Raw genomic sequence first — 21,195 nt, 5'->3', positions numbered from 1 at the left:
TTTCCGCAACTTAATCCGAACCGGTCCAGCGATGTTTTTCAAACGGTGACACCAGCGGCTCCGAATCGGGTGCTACCAGCTTTCCATTTTTAACCCACCCGCATCTCCGGGACTCAAGCTCCCGAATCAGGTATCCGCGCCAACGCTGAATTTCACCCTGCCGATTTGCCCCCTCAATCAGATCCTCATATTCGCCGGGATCGGCTTCCAGGTCGAAGAACTGTTCCCGTTGAATACGGGGCAACCAGATAAATTTGCGCCGACCGTCTGTAACATAATGCATTTCCTGTTCCGGTGAATAACAGGCTCGGTGCTCTCCGTGAATATACGTGCGCCAATCCTCTGCCGGAGCATTTAACAGAGGAATCAGGCTTCTACCATCCACGGCGGAGGGAACCGGCACACCGGCCATGCCCAGGACTGTCGGCATCACATCACGCAGCTCCACCACTTCATCAGCAACCAAACGAACATCACCCTGCATTTTTTTTGGAGGTGCAATCAAAAACGGAACCCGCGCACTCCCTTCATAGGCATAGGTTTTACGCCACAGGTTGTGATCGCCCAGCATATCGCCGTGATCCGACAGAAACAGAAACCAGGTGTTCTCCAATTCGTCCGGAATCTCCCGCTCCATCCACTCAAGCAACCGTCCGATCTGCTCATCCATGAATGAAATCGATCCGTAATATCCCGACCGTGCCCGATGAACCTGCTCCGGCGACATCGTTCCGCGCCAGGCATCTTCCTTCTTCGCCGTTTCGGGATCATCATGCATCTGCGCCCAGTCACCGACGAATGCGTCGGGAAGCTCCTGCCGTTCATAACAGGAGAACCAGCGGGCCGGCGGATCGTACGGCGAATGGGGCCGGGCAAAAGAGATGTTGAGGAAAAACGGACGACCGCGGTCATGCTCTTTCAGAAACTCAATTGACCGGCTGACCGTCCAGGATGTTGGATGGAGCGCCTCATCTGTATGCCATGCGCAGGCATGCCACGAATTCCAGCCGACTCCATGGTCGTCCGGCGTGACACCCGCGGGAGCGTGCAGGCTGAACCACTGACGGAAATCGCTGTCAGGCATACGGCCGGATTCATCAAGCACCGTCTGTTCAAACCCCATCGATGCACGCTGCGGCTCAAAATGCCCCTTACCAACCAGCTGCGTCTGATAACCGGCGGCCGTCAGTTCGCCGGCAAGCGTGTGAGGAAAATCGCAGGGAATCACATCGTCCCGGTTCATTCCCAGCACTCCAGTGTGCCACTGACTCTGTCCGGACCAAAGGATCGCGCGGGAAGGAATGCATGACGGAACAGCAGAGTAAGCGTGGAGAAAACGGGTCCCCTGCCCGGCCAAACGATCCAGATTTGGAGTCTGTATCACCGGATTCCCGTCCGAGCCAAGACAATCTCCGCGCATCTGATCACACAGAATGAAAATGATATTGGGCCTCCTGCTCATATTTTCACGGTCCCCACTATGCAGATCGCCCGTCGGTAACAGGCTCTTTCAATTCTGTATCGCTCCCAAAAAACCCGCTCCAATGCCCAGCTCCTCCCAGTGGGCTGCCAGCGGAACAGGGCAGTCCGGAATTGTCCCGAAACAGAGTCTCTCTCCGAACACCGAATCGGCCCTCTGTCAATCGATGATTATGCCTCCGCTGACCTCAACGGTATTGGTACCGTTCGAAAAGAAAGAGATATTGGTTAAATCAATCACCGCATTTTTATCTGCAAACGCTCCAACTGAAGACTGGTTTTGAATCACTGAATTCGGTGCAGAAAGATACGTTTTATGAAGTGCCAGGCTGTCATAATCTTTTGCGTAAATACCGTTCACATTGGCATCCGCCTTCACATTGTACATCCGGCCGACGCTTTCTATAAAATGAAACCCGTCCCGCACGTTGCCGACCGCTTCTGAATACTCCAAAGCCCCGGTCGAATCATAACAGTAATACCCGTCGATCCCGTTCTCTCGCCCCTCACTTTCGGCGACCGAAGCATGCGAATTATTCTCGGCAGAATATCCGTGATCCAGATTAAAAACCGACTCACAGGAGTGGCCGGACAGCATGCTGTTGTCATCAACAAAATATCCCGAGCCCCTGTTCGCAACGGCAGTAGACAAAGAAACGTACAACGTACTGTGATCATCGGCCCCATACCCCCCCTGATGATTGTGTGCAGCGGTCGAAGCTTTTGCCCAGAATGTTGAATCCTGCACACTGTACGCTCCGTTGATTCGATTGGCACTCAGGGACACCACAGCCAAACTCAGTGTTCTGTGCAGAAAACTTTCAACAACCGATCCGTTCGACACATACACTCCTGACCCTGAAAACTCACAGACACAGGACGCCCCCGAAATATTGACCGCCCCATTGCTCTGCACATACAGTCCGTTATAAGACTCCCAGCCATTCGTATAAGCTCCTGCCAACCGATCCAGAATCGTCTGGTTCGTGAAAACATCCGGAGGATTGGATCCATAATCCGGAGGATTGGTGAGCCCCTTGTAATCTCCGACAATACACACCCCGGAGAGATCGCCCAGCAGCGTATTATCAATGATGATACCATCCGCGGCATAGAACTTCAGTACACTCTTCAGCACCTTGGCCGTCACATACCCGCCCGACACTCCGGACAGCGTCGAACCTGTAAGCCGGGCAACAAGGGACGATTCCCTCTCCAGAATTTTAACGGTAACAGTATTCGCGGGCTCATTTTTCGCAACAACCTCCCACGCTCCCTGGAATACTTCATGGTCCGAACCGTCATCCGTACTGCTTTTATAGATATTGATATAATCGCCCACATCCACCCGGGGCAGATATGCTTCAACCAGAAGCAGTTCGGCTGTACAGAAGTTGGAATACTCTGTCACATCAACGGTACTCAGAATCCGGACATCAATATACTCGTTTGCAGTAAAGCGCTTCCCGTAGATTTTTATTCTGCCTGCATCCGGATGATCAATCACCACACTTTCCCCGCAGTGATGAACGCCATAGGCCAATTCAACATTCAGCATCTTCCCGTTGGCCTGAATACGGTAATCATCCAGGAATTCAAAGAAATCATTCAAAGTATGGAAATTGGTCGAACTCTGAGCCTGTAAAGGATCAATTGTGTAATGAGCTTCGTAGGGTCCTTTGTCATCGTCGAGCAGAATAATTTTACTGCGGGTGTCAGAACTCCATGCCTTTGAAACACAGGGCATACTGTGCGTAGTCCACGCTGCATAATCACAGTTGCTTTCAACAAGGTCCGGCGACTCAAAAGCCCAGGCATCCCCGCCATTACTGTACGAGTTGTCGTTGGTTCCCAAAAACCATTCCGTGAAAGGGGCTCCTTTTATTCCGTCTCCCAGATTGTTTTTCGACCAGGTATAAGCCATCCGTACCTCAGCTCCATCCGCCGCATAAACACCGTTTATCAGATTATGTACCGCCCAGTTTTTAGAAGTACCCATCGTCGTCAGCATCAGCTCACTAAGCCCTCCCCGGGCTGAAAACCCCTGAAATCCGTTACCAGAACTGACCGAGCTTTTCACTGATACCCTTCCTTTATGAAGGGCGAGAACTCCGTTTTCCTTATTTCCGGCAGCAATCGCAGATTCCATCTCCAGAACAGCGTTCAGATCAGAAATATATCCATCTGTATTATTGGCACTGGCAATCGTTCCCACGCACTTCATATAGGCCGTCTGCGTAGGATAAAACCCTCTTCGTTCATTGGCAGAACAGGCCGTTCGATCTGCTTCGACATAACAGGCAGGGTGAGCACTGACTCCCTGCCCGTCAAATTGAGCGACCCCAACATAACGATCTAATTTAATATTTCCACCCAACTGGGCCTGAACGCCGTGGAAGCCATGCCCCCAAGCATTGGCATCGGACCGATCGGTATGGTTGACCAAAACCGTCGCATATTCATTGCTTGTCAGTCCTGGATTGCTTGCATACAGATCCTCGGGGTCCATCGCCGGCCGGTAATCACCGATGATCGCCAGGTTTTTGAGAGACTGCAGCTGCCTGCCTTCCACCACAAACGCTGAAGAGGCATAGAATTTCAGAACCGTATTTAAGACGATGATCTGCCCTCCTGTAATATTCAGCAAACCACCATTTTCATTTTCAGGAAACGGATAAAGAGGATATCGATGCTTGATAGTTATCTGAGAAGAACTTGATTGAACCGCAGCAACCTCCCAGGTTCCCTGAAACACCTGATGTGCGTCATCCAGGTCCCCAGATGTGTCCCGAATCAGCACATAATCTCCAGCAGACACTTTGCCGACATCGGCAGAAGGAATTGTGATGACAACCTCGTAATAATCCACATTGGATGCAGGTCCAAAAGAGGCATTACCCGACACATCCTTAGCAGTCGTGGAAACAATGGCGCCACTGCTCAGCATGATGGAATCCACGCTGAGCGCGCTGTTCCCCACGATGGAAATCCGATGGGCATCCTGATGAGTAATTAAAATCGGATCAACATTCGTATAGAGGCCCGGATCAACAGCAATCGTTACATCTCCTGCGATCTTCTTATCAGACAGATAAGCCAGTACTTCGTTAATCGTCTGGTATGGTCGAGAAGGCCCCACATACAGCGTTCCTGCCCCCTGCGTAACAATCCCGCCCTGCAAGGAGAATGCAAAAGCCGAGACTTGTGCCTGCAACAGACCAGCAATCATTAACGACCATATTATTTCCTTCACCTGCCCCTCCTTTGTTTACTTTCTAACCAAACCAACCAGCGAAAAATCACCAATTTATAAAAAGAAAAAACAGAAAACCATGTGCTCAGATCTCAACAGAAAACCCAACAGCTCATTCTGAACAGACGAAATTATATGAAGGTTCCCCCCGCCTTTATGCCCGCATATTATTTACTCGCCTTATAAAAACGAAATACACAACGAAAATCAAGAAAAATTTACGCGATAAAATCATTATTTTGCGTAAGAAATTTCTAAAAACCAGGCTGTAAATCGGTCAACCCCGCAAACTTATCCAAGAAATACACCCCAGAAACACAGCAAAACAATGACGTCCCTGTCACACGCAACAAACGAAAAAAAATACAGCACAACAAGTTCCTGCATATAACAAAAAACTACATCAGATCGATATCTTAGATCGCCTGACGATCTCAGCAAACCTTGCACCCAGCCCAGTTTTTTTCGTCATGTCTTCAAACAGCAGAAGCCAAGTGATCCTTAAACGTGCCCGCCCCCTTCAGCGTCACACGAACCCGTTGCAAATCTCATGCGCTCATGGCACCCTGCTCTGTCATGAAAGAAATCATCAGCTATGGACATTTCCGCTGTACGGATCTTGCTCCGCATAAGAACCGGGGCATGGAAATCACCTATGTGGAAAAAGGAATGCTGGAATGGATGGTGGAGGGCACTCAGGAAAAAGTGGAATCGGGCTCGATCTTTTTCACTCTGCCGTGGCAGGTGCACGGAAGCCTGAATCCCAAGGAACCGGACAACCAGGTCTGGCATATTCTCTTTCACCTGAAGGAAGATTACCCCCGCCCCCGCAAACAGTTCCGCTTCCCCGAAAATCTCGGATTCAGCACAAAGGAAATGAAAACGCTCAGCTCCGTTTTCTCATCCAGCGCCCAACACTGCTTCAGCGCGACACCGGCCATGCGGCAACTGATGCCGGAACTGATCGGTGAACTGCAGAGCTCTCATGATCTGCGCGCAGCCCATTCCATCAGCCTGCTTCGCATGGTGCTGGTGGAACTGAAACGCATCGTCACCGGCGAAGCAGTCAACACAGACAATCACAACTGGTCCGAAAAAAAAGTGCAAAGCCTGCTGGCTCAGCTCTCCTCCAACTGCGACCAGCAGTGGACGCTGAGAGAAATGGCGGAGCACTGCGGCATCCAGCGCACCCGGCTCAACACGGTCTTCCAGAAACTGACCGGAAGCACTCCGATGGAATACCTCGGGCGACTTCGAATGGAACGCGCCAAAACCCTGCTGCGGGAAACCGACATAAAAATCATCGATATCGCCTTCGAATGCGGCTTCAGTTCCAGCCAGTATTTTGCAAACACCTTCAAAAACGTCACCGGCATGACGCCCTCTCAGTACCGCACCCACGCCACCGGCCTCACCGAAGCGGAACTGAAAAAATGGTCCAACGTCGACTTCCGAAGCGATCAGGAGGAACTGCAGCGCATCCAAAGACTCACCGAGAACTGACGCCTTAAAGGAAGAGCATGCGCTCTGAGTTTATGCCATCGGAACCACTCGTTTCGATCTGCTGAAAAAAAAGACGCCTCCAGCAAACTGGAAGCGTCTTTTTTTATAAGCACCGGAACTCTTTACGCTTTGTCAGTCAAAGCGACAATGCCGGGAAGCTGTTTGCCTTCCATGAATTCGAGGGAGGCGCCGCCACCGGTGGAGACATGGCTCATTTTATCAGCCACACCGGATTTCTTCACAGCGGAAACAGAGTCGCCGCCACCGATGATGCTGATGCTGTCGGAGTTGGCAACCGCTTCGCAGACAGAGAAGGTTCCGTTGGCAAACGGCGCCATTTCGAAGCAGCCCATCGGGCCGTTCCAAACGACGGTTTTGGCTCCGGCCACTTCAGCGCAATAGGCTTTGATGGTTTCCGGTCCGATATCGAGAGCCATCCAGCCGTCTTCGATGCTGTCGCCGACGGTTTTGGTGTTGGCATCAGCAGAGAAAGCATCGGCGACGATGTTGTCGACCGGAAGCATCAGCTTCACACCTTTTCCTTCGGCCTGTTTCAGGATTTCGCCGGCGAGTTCGATTTTATCCTCTTCAACAAGTGAACCACCGATATCTTTGCCCATGGCTTTATAGAAGGTGTAGGCCATGCCGCCGCCGATCAGAATGGCGTCGCATTTGTCCATCAGGTTGGTGACCACGTCGATTTTACCGGAAATTTTGGCACCGCCGATGATGGCCACAAACGGTTTTTCCGGAGCTTCGAGCGTTTTGCCGAGGTATTCAATTTCCTTTTCGAGCAGGAAGCCGGCGGCGCACTGGTCGATGTATTTGGTGACAACGGCCATAGAGGCATGGGCGCGGTGAGCGGTTCCGAACGCGTCGGAAACATAAACATCGCCGTAGGAGGCGAGTTCTTTGGCAAACGCGTCCTGTTCTTCCGGAGTACAGCCCTTCCCTTCTTCTTCCTTATAGAAGCGGACATTTTCGAGCACAACGATTTCGCCGGGCTGGATCGCATCCACGAGGGTTTTCACTTCCGGACCGATCACGTCGGGAGCGAGGGTAACTTTAGCGTCAACCAGCTCCGCGAGGCGATCAGCGGCCGGCTTAAGAGTGAACTCCATGTTCTTTTCGCCTTTCGGGCGCCCGCAGTGGCTCATCAGAATGAGCGAGCCGCCGTTTTCGAGAACATAGTTGATGGACGGAAGCGCCGCGGTAATGCGGGTGTCGTCGCCAACCACGCCGTCTTTCACCGGCACATTAAAGTCTACACGCATGAGGACCTTTTTGCCCTTCACGTCGAGATCACGAATCGTCATTTTATTCATAACAGAATCCCTTTTTTTAGTTGAAAATGAGCCCGCATCATAGAGAAAACAGGGGCATAGTCAATCATGCGGCTGAATCATTCAACAGGCCGACCGGGCACTGTTTCCGCTATTCGCCTTGCGGTCCGGAAATCGTTTCTGAATACTGCACCACTCCATGAAGAAATTACTGAATGAAATGGCTGTTCTCTACAGCCTGTTTTTTCGGATCGGGCTGTTCTCGGTCGGCGGAGGCTACGTGATGCTGCCGATGCTGCGCAGCGAACTGGTCGAAAAACGGGGATGGGCCGACGACCGGGAACTGCTCGATTACTACGCAATCGGCCAGGCCACCCCCGGAATTATCGCCATCAATACCGCCACCTTTATCGGCTTTAAACGCTGCGGCATTGCCGGAGCCGTGGCCGCAACCGCCGGAATGGTCACCCCGTCGCTGATCATCATTCTGCTGATTGCCGCGCTGATCCCGTCCATACAGGCCAACCCATTCGTCCAAAAAGCCTTCAAAGGAATCCGCGTGGCCGTGGCCATGCTGCTCGCAGGAACCCTGATTTCACTGGCCCGAAAAAGCTGGAAGAGCCCCTGGGAGATTGCTTTAACGGCCGGCGCCTTTGCGGCCGTCGTAGCCTTCGGCGCCGCCCCGGTCCCGATCATTCTCGCCGCCGGCGCCGCCGGCTGGCTTTTCTCCCGCAAACGAAGGGCCAGGGCATGACTCTGTTGAACCTCTATCTGACCTTTTTCAAAATCGGCCTGTTCACCATCGGCGGCGGACTGGCCAGCCTGCCGCTGCTGCAGGAATCAGTCGTGAACAGCGGCATGATCCGCCAGACCGAGTTTATTGACATGGTCGCCATCAGCCAGTCCACGCCGGGCCCCATCGGCATCAACATGGCCACCTTTGCAGGCTTTAAGCTCGCCGGAATCGCCGGGGGATTCGTCGCGACTCTCGGAATAATCTCCCCTTCACTGATCATCATCATGATAATTGCCGCATGGATGAAGAACTTTGCGTCCCGCCCGGCGGTAAAAGGCGTCATGAGCGGAATCCGCCCGGCAGCGCTCGGGCTGATCGCCTCGGCCGCATGGTTTATTCTCCAGAAAGCGCTGTTCATTCCGGTCTCGCCTGACGGTGAATCCGCCTTCAGTATTCCCGCGCTGCTCCTGTTTGCCGGACTCGCTCTGGCATATCGCCTCAAGCCCGCCTCGCCGATTCTATACATCGTCGCCGGCGGCGCGCTGGGACTGCTGATTTTCTAAAATCAACACACAATCCAGAACAAAACCACTGACTCCCAAACAAATATGACTTTCATGCTAAACGATGGATACAATTTTGTAACTGTAGTTCATTTGAAAACATAAGTGTAAATTTTTATCTGTTTACGTATTGACCCTGTCGCAGAATAACGTACTCTTCCCCACCATTTTTATTCCAACAGGGGTCCCGCAATTGCGCGTCCCCCTTGGTTCTGAGGAAATAAAGAAAGGCGGGCTTACCTATGTGCAGAATTGGTGCAATTAAAAGCAAAGATTTCGTTCATCCGTCCACCGCGCTCTGCCTGATGCAATCGCAGCAGAAGGGGCACGACAACTCCGGCTTCGCCATGGTGATGCAGGATCTCGGCGGCGTGTTTGCCGACTACAAGGACAAGCCGCTGATGTCCTACGCCTGCACCGATGCCGGCGTGAAGATTGTCGAGGACTTCATGCGCGAAAAAGGATTCTCCCTCGCGTTCCACTGGTCGCCGAAGAAAAATGACGCCACCGGCCTCGACATCGAACTGATGCAGCACTACCACTTCGAAAACTGGGACTATCCCAAACTGATGGCCAACGCCCCGCAGGCGGAAAAGGAGGAGCTGCTGACCGGCATCCGCCTCGAACTGCGCAGGGTGCTCGAAGACGCCGGCGACAAAATCGGCTTCGTCTACTCCTTCTGGCCGGACGTGCTGACGCTCAAGGAGATCGGCAACCCGAAGGATATCGGGACCTACTTCGACCTCTGGAACAAGAACGACAAGCTGATGGCGAAAATCATCACCGTCCAGTGCCGCCAGAACACCAACTACGACATCGTCCGCTACGCCGCGCACCCCTTCTTCAACCAGGGCTACACCGTGCTGGCCAACGGCGAAAACACCTTCTACGTCAAAAACAAAGAGTGCCAGAAAAACCTGCACCGCTCCTACATCGGCTTCGAGTCCGACTCGCAGTGCTTCCTCTACACCCTGCACTACGTCCACCGCCAGCTGAAGTGGCCGCTCACCTACTTCAAGCACGTCATCACCCCGCTGCCGTTCGACCAGATCGAAACGCGCGACGACGCCCAGGTCCTGCTCTCGATCCGCCAGTCGCTGCCGCACCTGGAAATCAACGGCCCGAACACCATCATCGGCGTCCTGCCCGACGGAACGATGATCAACACCTGCGACTCAAAAAAACTGCGGCCCGTCGTCATCGGCCGGGAGGGCGACACCGTGGCCCTCTCCTCCGAGGTCTGCGGACTCAACGACATCATGCCGAACCGCGACGCGTCCAAAGACATCTACACCAACGAGCGCGAGACGGTCATCATCAACAACGACCTGGAGGTCCTGCGATGCAAACAGTAAAAATCAACGACATCACCCCGAACGACCTGCCGTGGACAATCGAATGGTCGGAAGACAAATGCAAGATGTGCGGCAGCTGCACGGCCGCCTGCACCTTCGGCGCCATCGAAGCCGGCGTTGAGGGCCGCGGCGTCACCTTCTCCGAAGGCGTCGCCCCCAACCCGCAGGCCGCCGCCAAACGCGCCGTCCCGGTCATCCGGCAGGTCGCCGACATCAAACACCGCTGCACCGGCTGCGGCATGTGCGAAAAGGTCTGCCCGAACCGCGCGATCCGCCCGGTCCGCAACGAGGACAACCGCTGGAACTTTGTCAACCGCTCCGCCGGCATGCCCAAGCGCGGCGGCCGCTCCAACCTCGGCGTCGAAGACCGCACGCTCGACAAAATCGTCGTCGGCCGCATCTCGCAGATGACCGACCCGTCGCTCGACGCGCTGCGCCACACCTTCGACATGCGCGCGCCCTTCGGCCGCATCCTTCCGCCCGAACAGCTCCCGCTGAGCGTCGGCCCCGACGGCACGCTCCAGATGGACAAGCCGCTGCCGACCGTCAACTGGATCTATCCGCTCGTCTTTTCGGACATGTCCATCGGCGCGCTCTCCACCCGCTGCTGGGAAGCCATCTCGATGGCGACCGCCTACCTCAACGAAGAGTGCGGCATTCCAATCCGCATGTGCTCCGGCGAGGGCGGCATGCCCGTCAGCCTGCTCAAGAGCGAACTGCTCAAATACATGATCCTGCAGATCGCCTCCGGCCACTTCGGCTGGAACCGCATCATCAAGGCGATGCCCGACATGGTCGCCGACCCGGCCGGCATCATCATCAAAATCGGCCAGGGGGCGAAGCCCGGCGACGGCGGATTGCTGATGGCCCAGAAAGTGGCCAAACACATTCAGGCGATCCGCGGCGTGCCGAAATCGGACCTGCTCTCGCCGCCGAACCATCAGGGACTCTACTCCATTGAGGAGTCGGTGCAGAAAATGTTCCTCTCCCTGAACGCGGCCTTCAAGTTCCGCGTGCCGGTCGCCATCAAAACCTCGGCCACCGCCAGCTCGGTCTCGATCTACAACAACCTGCTGCGCGACCCCTACAACATCGTCGGCGGCTACCTGATCGACGGCATCCAGGGCGGAACCGGCGCGGCGAACGAAATCTCGCTCGACCACACCGGGCACCCGGTCGTCTCCAAGGTGCGCGACTGCTACAACGCCGCCGTCGCCCAGGGGCGCCAGGGCCAGATCCCGCTGTGGGCCGCCGGCGGCATCGGACTGACCGGCAACGCCGCCGCCGACGCCTTCAAGGTGATCTGCCTCGGCGCCAACGGCGTCTTCGTTTCGAAAATCCTGCTGCAGCTCATGGGCTGCGTCGGCAACGACCGCGGCCGCTGCAACGCCTGCAACACCGGCCTCTGCCCGGCGGGCCTGACCACGCAGGAGAAGAAGCTGGTCAAGCGCCTCGACATCGACAAGGCCGCCCAGAACATTGTCGACTACGTGCTGGCCTTCGATTCCGAAATGAAAAAGATGATGGCGCCGATCGGCAACAGCTCGTTGCCGGTCGGACGCTCCGACGCGCTCGTCTCCACCGACGAAGCCGTCGCCAACAAACTCGGCATTCAGTACGCCTGCTAAGGAGATTGTATTATGGCTTATCAAATCAAAAGTGTAGAAGGCAACCAGCGGATGTCCACGCAGGAACTCCTGCAGGAAATCTACGCCGGCATGGAGCAGGGCGAGAATGAATTCGTCATCGACGGCTGCGGCCAGCACAATATCGGCGGTCCGCTCTGGAACGAACAGGGCACGGTGCGCTTCAGCGTCACCAACCCCGGCCAGCGCGTCGGCTCGATGGCACTCGAAGGCACGACGGTTGTCGTGGAGGGCTCCGCCTCCGCCGACACCGGCTGGCTCAACGCCGGCGGCGAGATCATCGTCAAAGGCGACAGCGGCGACACCACGGCCCACTGCGCCGCGGCCGGCAACATCTACATCGGCGGGCGCGTCGGCACCCGCTCCGGCTCGCTGATGAAGCACGATCCGGCCTACGACGCCCCGCAGTTCTGGGTGCTCAAAAACACCGGATCGTTCTCCTTTGAATTCATGGGCGGCGGCACCGCGGTCGTCTGCGGCGTCGACTCCGAAGAGTTCGACAGCGTTCTCGGCGACCGCGCCTGCGCCGGGATGGTCGGCGGAACCGTCTACTTCCGCGGCAACGCCGAAGGCATCGCCACGGCCACCACCAAGATCCTCGACCTCGACGAACAGGACATCGCGTTCCTGAAGGCCGGGCTGCCGGACTTCCTGAAAAAGATCGACCGCGAGGAGTGCCTTGCCGAAGTCACCGACTTTTCGCAGTGGAAAAAAGTCGCCGCCAAGACCTACGAAGAGCGCGCGCAGAAATCCGCAAAGAAACCGATGAACGCCTTCCGCGCGAACGACTGGATCAAAGGCGGAATCTTCGGCGATATCTATGAGGATGACCACTCCGTCGTCTCCATGGTCAACCGCGGCAGCGACCGCCTGCGCATTCCCGAATGGCTCAACGCCGCCTTCATGGCGCCGTGCGAAGCGGGCTGCCCGGCGGGCATTCCGTCGCAGACGCGCTTCAACCTGCTGCGCGAGGGGCGCTACGAAGACGCCTACAAGCTGGTTCTCGAATACACGCCGTTCCCGGGATCGGTCTGCGGCGCGGTCTGCCCGAACCTCTGCATGCAGGAGTGCACCCGTTGCGCGGTCGACTCGGCCGCAAACATCAAAGGGCTCGGCCGCCAGTCCACCAGCGTCAGCATGGATTTGCCCGCCGAGAGCTCCGGCAGAAAAGTCGCCATCGTCGGCGCCGGGGTCGGCGGACTGACCACCGCCTGGATGCTCCGCCTGCGCGGACACGAGGTCACCGTCTTCGACAAGGATGAAGTCATCGGCGGCAAGCTGGTCAATGCCGTGTCACGCGAGCGTCTCGAAACCGCCACGATCGAGGCGGAAATCGAGCGCATCGAGAAGGCCGGCATCGAATTTGTTACGAACACAACTGTGGACGTCGCCAAATACGAAGAGCTCAAGAAATCCTACGACTACGTCGTGCTCGCCATCGGCGCCTATTCGCCGAAGCTGCCGCCGTGGCCGGGCAAAGAGCGCATCGCCTCCTACCTCGACTTCCTCAAGCAGGTCAACGCCGGGCAGCGTCCGGAGGTCGGCGACAAAGTCGTCGTCATCGGCTGCGGCAACTCCGGCATGGACGTGATCTTCGGCGCATACGCCTGCGGCGCGAAAGAGGTCACCGCCCTCGACGTGCAGCAGCCGGCCGCCTTCCAGGACGAAATTGACCACGCCGAAAAACTCGGCGCGAAACTGATCTGGCCGGCCTTCACTTCCGAAATCACCGAAGACGGCGTCAAGCTCAACGACGGCACCGTCCTCGAAGCCGACACCGTCTTCTGCTGTATCGGGGAGGCCCCGAAACTTGACGGCATCCTGCCGGAAGCGGAAACCGACCGCGGCTACCTCAAAACCGGCGACGGCTGCAAGCTCGAAGAAAACGTCTACGCCATCGGCGACCTGACCAAACTCGGCCTGCTCGTCGAGGCGATCGGCGCCGGGCGCGAAGTCGCCCTGCGGATCAATGCTGAGCTCAACGGCGAGACCTTCGCCGTTCGCCCGCGCATCAACATTCCGAAGGAGCGCCTGTCACTCGACTACTTCTCGGCCGTCGACACCACCGACTACATGGAACGGCCGCAGGAAGACCACAACCGCTGCATCAGCTGCGGAACCTGCCGCGACTGTGAAATGTGCCTGCACTCCTGCCCGGAGAAGGCCATCACGCGCCGGGTCAACGACGACGGCACCTTCGAATATGTCTCCGACGACGACCTCTGCATCGGCTGCGGAATCTGCCAGGGCGTCTGCCCCTGCGGGATCTGGACCATGGCCGACGCCCCGACGCCGGAAGCGTAATTTCCAAACATAGCAAAACCCCGAAAGCCGCCCCTCACCGGGCGGCTTTATCTTTTCAGGTCAAGACTGATCTTTGGGAGGCAGCCGGAAACCGTCCGACCTTTTCTGCTCATTCTCTTTTCTTCCGGGCAGATACTGCATGATGAGCAAAGAGCATCCGGACAAGCATAGTCGAAACAGCAAGGGACCTTTGAAAATTCTTCAAGTGTCTTCCCGAACAGTTTGGGAAACATCTTGGTAAAATAGGCCGTATCTGCGTATCCTGCCGCTTTGGCCGCTCCGCGGGAATCCACACCCGAATATTTCAAAAAGCGGCAGATTCTATTCATTCGTACACGCTGGATATATTGCTGGGGAGAACTCCCCGTGTCCTTCTTGAACAGGCTATAGAGGCTTTTGCGATGCATGCCCATTTGATCAGCCAGCCAGTCTACACTCAGCCGGGGCTGATCAATTGCAGAATGAATGAGTGTCTTTGCCTTGATGATTTCTTTGTTGATTGCGTAACGCATGATGTTGCCGGTCATACTGTCCAGCAGCAACATGGTCAAATCAGAGACCTGCCTGATCGCCTGTTTTGTCTGGGCCCACTTAAGCTGCTCTCCCAGCTCATTGATTCGTTCCACGGGGGCATTGTCATATTTGAAAAGATCGGTCCAGAGACCTCGTGTCCGGCAATACCTGTCAGCAAGAGCACCATCAATGGTAATCCAGCAAAACTCCAACTCCGGGCTAGCCTTGATATTGCGCAGACTGGCGGGCGGCGTTATCACAAATAAAGAGCCTTCATTTGCCAGAAATTCCACCCCGTCGGTTTGAATTAAAAAACGTCCTTTGATCACCCAGGCCAGCAGAAGATGATTGTTGAATTCATCATAAACGTAGTGCTCTCGATCCAAGCGATAGTGACCGATGCTTCTCAGCGTCGGACGTTTCGGCTTTTCAAGAAGACTCCTTATATGATGGGTCAAAATTTCAGCCATAACGATCCAGATCTCCTTCCCTTAAATAAATAAGGTCGCCTTTTAGGATGGGTTTAGGGTACCCAACAAATGTGCATTTCTAAAGAAATTAGTTACCTGCAAGGTAAATTCTGTGAAGTTTTCACGCTGCTATTTTGGATTGAAACCCTGCATACCAAACAGCAAGACCCTGCGACGGATGACAACTCCTTACCGCGAAAAGGTCTGACGTTTTGTTTATCCGACATGACCCGGCGTCTGTGACAAACATCCAAACCTAGTCACAGAATGTCCTAATCTTCGCCATTGTTTCAGGTGCCAACACGTGTCCGATCAAACGATAATCGTGATATTCAATCGTAGTTGGAGGTCTGGCGTGGTCATAAAAATTCGAAAGGAAACCGGGGAAGAGTTTGTGCTGGAACCCGGAAAGAAAGGTGCTTCCAGCCCCGATAATGGACAGTCATATTTCCCTTCCTGCGCGGCCAGACGCCCTCCATGCGGAAAGACCTGCCGGCTTGTTGACTGTCTTAATCCGCTTGCCGACTTTCTCGCTGATATCTGGGGATACCAGTACTTAGACATGACAATAGAAAACAAATCGATGGTTCATACTTTCCAAGGAATTCGGGCTCAGAAAGCTGTTATACGGATCCTTCCTCTTCTTATTTCATTCTCTGAATGTCCTCATCTAAATCCATTGACAGAAACAGAATCCGCATTTGATTTGGCCGTAGGAACCTGGCTGGAGGGAGCCCCCCTCATCCACAACACACACCTGAAAGATCATTCAGACTGGAAGGAACAGGACGCACGCACTCACAAGCAGCATGCGTTCGAACACATCCTGTGCTGGCTGCGCCTGCGCAACGAACGGGATGCCATACTGAATGGAGTTGCAAGCGCTGCCATGCTGTTTACATAACGTATGGATGAATCGCTTACGAAAATGATCAAACGATATCAAGCTCTCCTTTTCTCTCAAAAAACCAACTGGAAGAACCGGCTGTGCCACAAAAAAATACGACTCTTATCTTCAGGATGCCCCTGAGCAGTTACGTGTTTCGTGATGGCGAGGTGATCCGGCTCCTGTTTCATTTCGTTCCGATAAAAAAGATTTCCATCGAGTGGTCTTCGTTGGCTCTGGAAGGAGACGGACCCGCAGCGTTTCTGATGGGGGTTCTCGAAGGAAAATGTTTTATGAGAGAGGTTCGCTACCATGTCTTGATGGGAACAAAGTACAATACAATGCTGATTCCCCTTGACGAGGCTGCACGGTATCGGCTGCGGCTCCTGCTGGGAGAAGCTCGGAGAAAGCTGCTGTCTCAGCAGGCCGGAAAAATCTGATTCAAGTCATATTCACAAAATTTTCAACCACCCCCCTCTCCCAGCACATTTTTCCGCAAATAGCCACATAAAGCACAACGGTTCCTCATGGCTCTCATCTCTTTTTCTCGAGCAAAGGGCCTATATTAGCCCCTGCTCGTGGAAATAAGGTATTCAAACGAAACTGTAAAAAAAGACGGTGAGACCATGAAAGATCGGACAAAAGCCAACTGTTTGGAGAACAGGACACATTGCACGCATCCATTTGGACCGGGTCTCCTGCATGTCAGAAAACTCGTGCCTGCCGCCCTGCTGATGATGCTGTCCCAGTCCCATGCAGGGATGATGTCGATTGTTACCTACAACGAATTTACCGGAGCCGCCACCTACGACATGAACCGCTACACACTGTCCGGATCAGGCGGCTATGAATTCGCCGGAGCATCGTTGGAATCCATGCTCTCCCATCCGAATTTTCTGGGGGTTGAGGACGGCGAACTGCGTATTGCAGACTCCAGCGGTTCCGGAGAACAGTACAGTTATGTGAGCCTGATCGGAGTGGCCGATATTTCCACCCAGCCCCTCAGCGGCGAGCCGCACAACGGAGAAAACATCGTCGGCAATTCCGGGTTTGTGGACATGATGGACGATGGATACTATCTGGTGGATGCTGACAATACCACGTCGTTTTACGGTGTTGGCGGGGTGCTCGCCGCGGATTACTCGTGGACTCAGTTCTCCGGCGGCGGAGACCTGGATGGCCTGAACCCCGCGGCGGGGCTGGGGATCGCCGCAGAAGACGGCCTTTGGTACAACCTGTCGCTCGATGGCACCCTGGAGGCTTATTATACCGCAACAGGAGCCCGTATTTTCGATTATTGGACATGGACACACTTCAGCGGAGGTGTTCTGAACGGACACTCGCTCACCGATGCGCTCGATCCCGATGGATTCACCTTCCAGAACGAGGATGGAACCGAACAGACCACCGTCAAGTTTCTAGGCATCGGAGCAGACCAGCTTGTCTTCTCAAAGTTTGTGGAAACCATCCCGGAACCGGACACGGCGGAATTTATGGGGATCTCTTCCGCTTCATCGACAGTGATGAAGTTGGAAGTCAATAGTAACAACCCGGAACTCTTTTATCTGAAAACCGCACAAGAGCTGACAACCAATACCGCATGGAGCGTAGTTGGACAGTCAACAAACGGGCTGGATCCGTTCATCGAAACAAACCTCAGCTATTCCACAGCGTCCGGCTCAAATATCATTATTTATGTAAAGGCGGATCAGGATCAGAAATTCTTCAGTTTGGATAAAATGCAGTAAAGTAATAAAACGTGAAGCTCTGCCCCGGCACAGAAAAAGTAAAAAGGTCGGCAGCCGAGCTGTAACCAGCATCCTGTTCATTCCATCAAAAAACAACCGTCGTTGCGCAATCTTCGTGTTTTGAGGGAAGTCTCTGCCGGGAATGCTGTATGTCCGTCTACAGGCAAGCAGCCACACAAATCACACCAATTCCCCGCATCTCCCATCCTCTTTTCCCTGAAAAACATTCAACATCAGTTGTTTGATCGCTCTTGTTGAACAAAGAAAGGAAGAGCATGAAAAAGCAGATCCTCGTCATGGCCGTTTTTTTTACAGCTCTGTCAACTCTGGCGGAACTGGTTGAGGTCACTTTCTCAGGAACTTTTTTTAATAAGACAGGCAATGAATGGCCCGGGAACGGGCCCCTGCAGAATGCGCAGTTCGAGTGGTCCGGCTTATTCGACACCTCTCCCGCTCAAAATAATATATATGCCGCAGCCTTCTATGCCGTTGATAATGTGTCCGTCACCGTATCAGGATCGGATGGTCTCGACGGAACATATTCCTTTACCGGGCAGATCAACGAGTACTTCTATCCAGAATATGATGTATTCTTATTATTCTACGGGCCTTTGTCCTTAGGAGAGTACACTCTTACTTCAGGAGGCACCTATTTCAGTGCCGGTTATTCCGGGGGAACCGATGGGCTGGCGCCGGACCCCAATACTCTGCTCAACAATCTGACTCTGGATTTTAATGACTCCCGGTTTTTGTATATGGACGAGCTCTTGCTCTCCAGCCCTTCTGCTCATGACCCAGAAAATCCTATCATATACATGTATACTGTAATGAATCCGGCGATAACAGTAGAGGCGGTTCCCGAACCGGCGACACTCACTTTAATCGGCCTCGCCAGCGGAGGGCTCTTCTTCTTCCGGCGCCACGACCGCCGCTTCCTTCCATAAACTTTGGTTCTCCTCATTGAAGAACCCCAAAAACTTCTGGGTTTTCCTTATTTCCCAGGAGTTTTTGGCTGTTCGAGTGTTAAGGCGGAATGATTACTCTTCTTCTCCTGCAACCGAAAACCCAAGCGCTTATCAAAAACCGCAGCCTTTTCTCACATCAGATTAAATTCGCCCGCCGGGCGACTCTAATCTGCTTTTTTAAACGCCAGCAACTCGTTGCCGTCGGCATCCAGAAAGACGAGGGTTAATCCGGAAATCTTATAACTTACAGCTTTGCCTGCCATATTCCCCAAAGCTTTGCTGAACGCATCAGGCACCTCCATATCCATACACATTTTCCGGGTTGAAGCGATTGTGCCCAATGTAATTGAACTGCCGGCTGCATGTTCGATGGCTCCCCGGAAATCATTGCACCCGTCATTCCCGAACACCTGTTTGTCAGTCAGGTTGATTTCCAGATGCGGCCCTTGCTTCGGGCTGACGGTTTTGCCGGCAATGCGAAGAAGTCCCCAGACATCATGCAGTCTCGGATCGGCAGGCGGCTCACTTTTTTTGATAAACGCCAGCAGCTCCGTTCCTTTCTCGTCTGAGAAAACCAGTCTGGAATCAACCAGAGCGTATTGTTTTACTCTATTCAGATTTGCCAGATAATCGGCCTCAATATTTTTGTTTACACAAGCACGCTTCGTGGCAGCAACCGGACCCAGCATAATATTGCTGTCGGTCAACCTGCTGACAGCCGCCGAATAATGATTGCACCCGCCCGAACCGCTGATCCGCATTTCATTCAGCGACAGGCTTAACGTCGGAAGCTTAACCATCCGGTTAACCGGCCCCGAACTGATCGATGCAAGAATCCAATCGCCTTCGAGCTCAAAACAAGGATCCGCCAGTCTCTCCAATTCCTGAACAAGAGTATATTTAATTGAAGACGTATCGGCGGGCAACGTTTCAAGCGCCAGGTTTTCTTCCTTCACCTCAATCTTCTTCAGGAACCCGGGCTCAAAGTCAAACCCGGCGATCAGGGCGTGAAAATTTTCCCACGTCGCATCGGCAAGGTGATCGCCTCTGTAGACCTGCAGGCTTTTCATTTTTCCCGCGCCGGCGGAACCCTCCACTTTAAAGCCCCTCACCCAGTAAACACTGTTTTGTGGTATTGTGGAACATCCCTGCAGAAGCAGGGCGACCATACCCGCCAGAAATCCATTTCTAAACACGTTCATCTTAATGAACCTCCGTTCTGTCTACATATTAAAACATAATACGGAAAACGTTCGGGTTATTTTTTCAAAAAACCGTTTTCCACCACCTTAACTCCAGCCAGCGCCTGCGTATTCAGCCATTGGAAAAAAGCTGGACCTCCGCGCATCTCTTTTTTCAACGAGTTGAGAAAAACCGTGCGCGGCTCCGGAGAACTGCAGCAGTTCAACGGTGGGCGATGACGGAGCTTTGCCCGTATCCTGTTATCCCTTCAGAAAAAGAAGCGGTTGTCTGGCTCCCTCTGGCCTTTGCGAAGAAAGTCGGTGCAGACAGAATGATCCCGGAGCCGAGCGGCTTCCCCTGATCGACTTCGACTTCTTCGCCCGACAGTTCGAGTGAACCCGACCGCATCTATTTCCGCCCCTCCCGTCAGCTCGTTTTCGCTGAAATAACCACGCAAACTGCGTAAATACCTCGCGACTTCCATTCCCTTCTCCCAGGAACACATCCATCCTTTGTTATCAATTGCTTTCATTCAATAAAGGGAAAGAGCGTGGAAAAGAATATCCTTGCTGTTGTTGTTTTTGCAGCGACCTTTGCAACTCAGGCTAAACTGGTTAAGATCACCTATTCAGGATCTTTTTCCGGCCCGCTTGGTCCGTTGCAAAACGCGCAGTTTGTGTGGTCCGGCGTTTTCGACACTACTCCCGTTCAACCGGCTGATGATAATAAACATGTCGATTTCTGCGCCGTTGGCGATATTTCCTTCACTCTCTCAGGATCGGATGGGTTCGATGGAATATATTCGTTCGGCGGAAGCATTTCTGAAGGATTTACCGATATTTACGACTTTTTCTCACTCCCCGGACCATCCTGTCTGGGTGAGTATTGGTTTCATTTGGGAAGCATCTGTTTTAAGAGCGGCTATTCCGGCGGAACCAATGGTCAGGCTCCGGACCCATATACACTGCTCCATCATCTAACCGTGAATTTCAATGCCCTCCAGGTTTCCTATGTAGCCGGTCCATCTCTATATTTTTTCGACCCAAGCGGGAACATGGAAAAGGATAAGACCTACCATTATGATGTGCTGAACCCGACAATCACAGTGAAACCCGTTCCCGAATCGGCAAGACATACGTTAACAGACCTTACCGGCAGAAAATACCTCTTCGTCTGCTGCCTTTCATAAAAAAATTCCGCCACGGGAGAACCCAAAGGCTTCCGGCGCCTTCTTCTCCTGCCGGGAGTTTTTGGCCCTCCGCGGCGGCAGTTGCGGAATCTGGACCATGGCCGGTGGTCGGCAGCACCG

17 protein-coding genes are annotated in these 21,195 nt (G+C 53.8%); 11 read left to right on the top strand and 6 right to left on the bottom strand.

What is annotated here, in order from left to right; translation table 11 throughout:
* Positions 1-10 precede the first annotated feature (10 nt).
* Positions 11-1,462 carry an arylsulfatase gene (locus GT409_RS07990; RefSeq protein ID WP_160628576.1) on the bottom strand — a complete coding sequence of 484 codons (1,452 nt, stop codon included), beginning with the start codon at positions 1,460-1,462 and terminating at the stop codon, positions 11-13.
* Positions 1,463-1,639: 177 nt separating this feature from the next.
* Positions 1,640-4,732 carry a hypothetical protein gene (locus GT409_RS07985; protein WP_160628575.1) on the bottom strand — a complete coding sequence of 1,031 codons (3,093 nt, stop codon included), beginning with the start codon at positions 4,730-4,732 and terminating at the stop codon, positions 1,640-1,642.
* A 576-nt stretch (positions 4,733-5,308) separates the two neighbouring features.
* On the opposite strand from GT409_RS07985, the gene GT409_RS07980 reads away from it, so the two are divergent.
* Positions 5,309-6,235, top strand: coding sequence for an AraC family transcriptional regulator (locus GT409_RS07980; protein ID WP_160628574.1), 927 nt, complete (start codon positions 5,309-5,311; stop codon positions 6,233-6,235).
* A 122-nt stretch (positions 6,236-6,357) separates the two neighbouring features.
* On the opposite strand, the gene GT409_RS07975 is transcribed toward GT409_RS07980, so the two are convergent.
* Positions 6,358-7,560 (bottom strand): phosphoglycerate kinase, encoded by a 1,203-nt coding sequence (locus GT409_RS07975; RefSeq protein ID WP_160628573.1) that lies wholly within the window; start codon positions 7,558-7,560, stop codon positions 6,358-6,360.
* 157 nt (positions 7,561-7,717) lie between these two features.
* On the opposite strand from GT409_RS07975, the gene GT409_RS07970 reads away from it, so the two are divergent.
* From GT409_RS07970 to GT409_RS07950, 5 genes are all read left to right on the top strand, one after another.
* A complete protein-coding gene (locus GT409_RS07970; protein ID WP_233231499.1) occupies positions 7,718-8,272 on the top strand; it encodes a chromate transporter in 555 nt (184 codons plus the stop codon).
* A complete protein-coding gene (locus tag GT409_RS07965; protein ID WP_160628572.1) occupies positions 8,269-8,817 on the top strand; it encodes a chromate transporter in 549 nt (182 codons plus the stop codon). The genes GT409_RS07970 and GT409_RS07965 overlap by 4 nt, the downstream gene beginning before the upstream one ends.
* A gap of 242 nt (positions 8,818-9,059) precedes the next feature.
* A complete protein-coding gene (locus GT409_RS07960) occupies positions 9,060-10,172 on the top strand; it encodes a class II glutamine amidotransferase domain-containing protein (protein WP_160628571.1) in 1,113 nt (370 codons plus the stop codon).
* Entirely contained in the window at positions 10,160-11,800 is a 1,641-nt protein-coding gene (locus GT409_RS07955; protein ID WP_160628570.1) for a glutamate synthase-related protein, read from the top strand. The genes GT409_RS07960 and GT409_RS07955 overlap by 13 nt, the downstream gene beginning before the upstream one ends.
* Before the next feature lie 12 nt (positions 11,801-11,812).
* The gene (locus GT409_RS07950; protein ID WP_160628569.1) at positions 11,813-14,122 is read left to right on the top strand and encodes an FAD-dependent oxidoreductase; all 2,310 of its coding nucleotides are present in this window, start codon (positions 11,813-11,815) and stop codon (positions 14,120-14,122) included.
* A gap of 47 nt (positions 14,123-14,169) precedes the next feature.
* Here GT409_RS07950 and GT409_RS07945 read toward each other — a convergent pair whose 3' ends face one another.
* Positions 14,170-15,105, bottom strand: a complete 936-nt coding sequence (locus tag GT409_RS07945) for an AraC family transcriptional regulator (RefSeq protein WP_160628568.1) — start codon at positions 15,103-15,105, stop codon at positions 14,170-14,172.
* A 304-nt stretch (positions 15,106-15,409) separates the two neighbouring features.
* Between GT409_RS07945 and GT409_RS07940 the strand changes: the two genes are divergently transcribed.
* The 4 genes from GT409_RS07940 to GT409_RS07925 all read left to right on the top strand — a co-directional run bounded on the left by GT409_RS07940 (position 15,410) and on the right by GT409_RS07925 (position 18,683).
* The gene (locus tag GT409_RS07940) at positions 15,410-16,009 is read left to right on the top strand and encodes a hypothetical protein (protein WP_160628567.1); all 600 of its coding nucleotides are present in this window, start codon (positions 15,410-15,412) and stop codon (positions 16,007-16,009) included.
* Positions 16,010-16,092: 83 nt separating this feature from the next.
* Positions 16,093-16,431: a hypothetical protein gene (locus GT409_RS07935; RefSeq protein WP_160628566.1), complete on the top strand. Its 339-nt coding sequence runs from the start codon at positions 16,093-16,095 to the stop codon at positions 16,429-16,431.
* Between the two features lie 186 nt (positions 16,432-16,617).
* Positions 16,618-17,739 (top strand): hypothetical protein, encoded by a 1,122-nt coding sequence (locus tag GT409_RS07930; RefSeq protein ID WP_160628565.1) that lies wholly within the window; start codon positions 16,618-16,620, stop codon positions 17,737-17,739.
* Positions 17,740-18,014: 275 nt separating this feature from the next.
* Entirely contained in the window at positions 18,015-18,683 is a 669-nt protein-coding gene (locus GT409_RS07925) for a PEP-CTERM sorting domain-containing protein (protein ID WP_160628564.1), read from the top strand.
* A 185-nt stretch (positions 18,684-18,868) separates the two neighbouring features.
* Here GT409_RS07925 and GT409_RS07920 read toward each other — a convergent pair whose 3' ends face one another.
* Both GT409_RS07920 and GT409_RS07915 read right to left on the bottom strand, forming a co-directional pair.
* On the bottom strand, positions 18,869-19,906 hold the full coding sequence (locus GT409_RS07920) for an META domain-containing protein (protein WP_160628563.1): 1,038 nt from the start codon (positions 19,904-19,906) through the stop codon (positions 18,869-18,871).
* Between the two features lie 202 nt (positions 19,907-20,108).
* Complete coding sequence (locus tag GT409_RS07915) at positions 20,109-20,294, bottom strand: hypothetical protein (RefSeq protein ID WP_160628562.1); 186 nt, start codon at positions 20,292-20,294, stop codon at positions 20,109-20,111.
* 142 nt (positions 20,295-20,436) lie between these two features.
* Here GT409_RS07915 and GT409_RS07910 point away from each other — a divergent pair, with 142 nt between their 5' ends.
* Positions 20,437-21,075, top strand: a complete 639-nt coding sequence (locus tag GT409_RS07910) for a hypothetical protein (protein WP_160628561.1) — start codon at positions 20,437-20,439, stop codon at positions 21,073-21,075.
* Positions 21,076-21,195 lie beyond the last annotated feature (120 nt).

This window comes from Tichowtungia aerotolerans (assembly GCF_009905215.1).
GTDB lineage: Bacteria > Verrucomicrobiota > Kiritimatiellia > Kiritimatiellales > Tichowtungiaceae > Tichowtungia > Tichowtungia aerotolerans.
The sequence above is the reverse complement of the archived record's forward strand: the minus strand, read 5'-3'. Positions and strand labels throughout refer to the sequence as shown.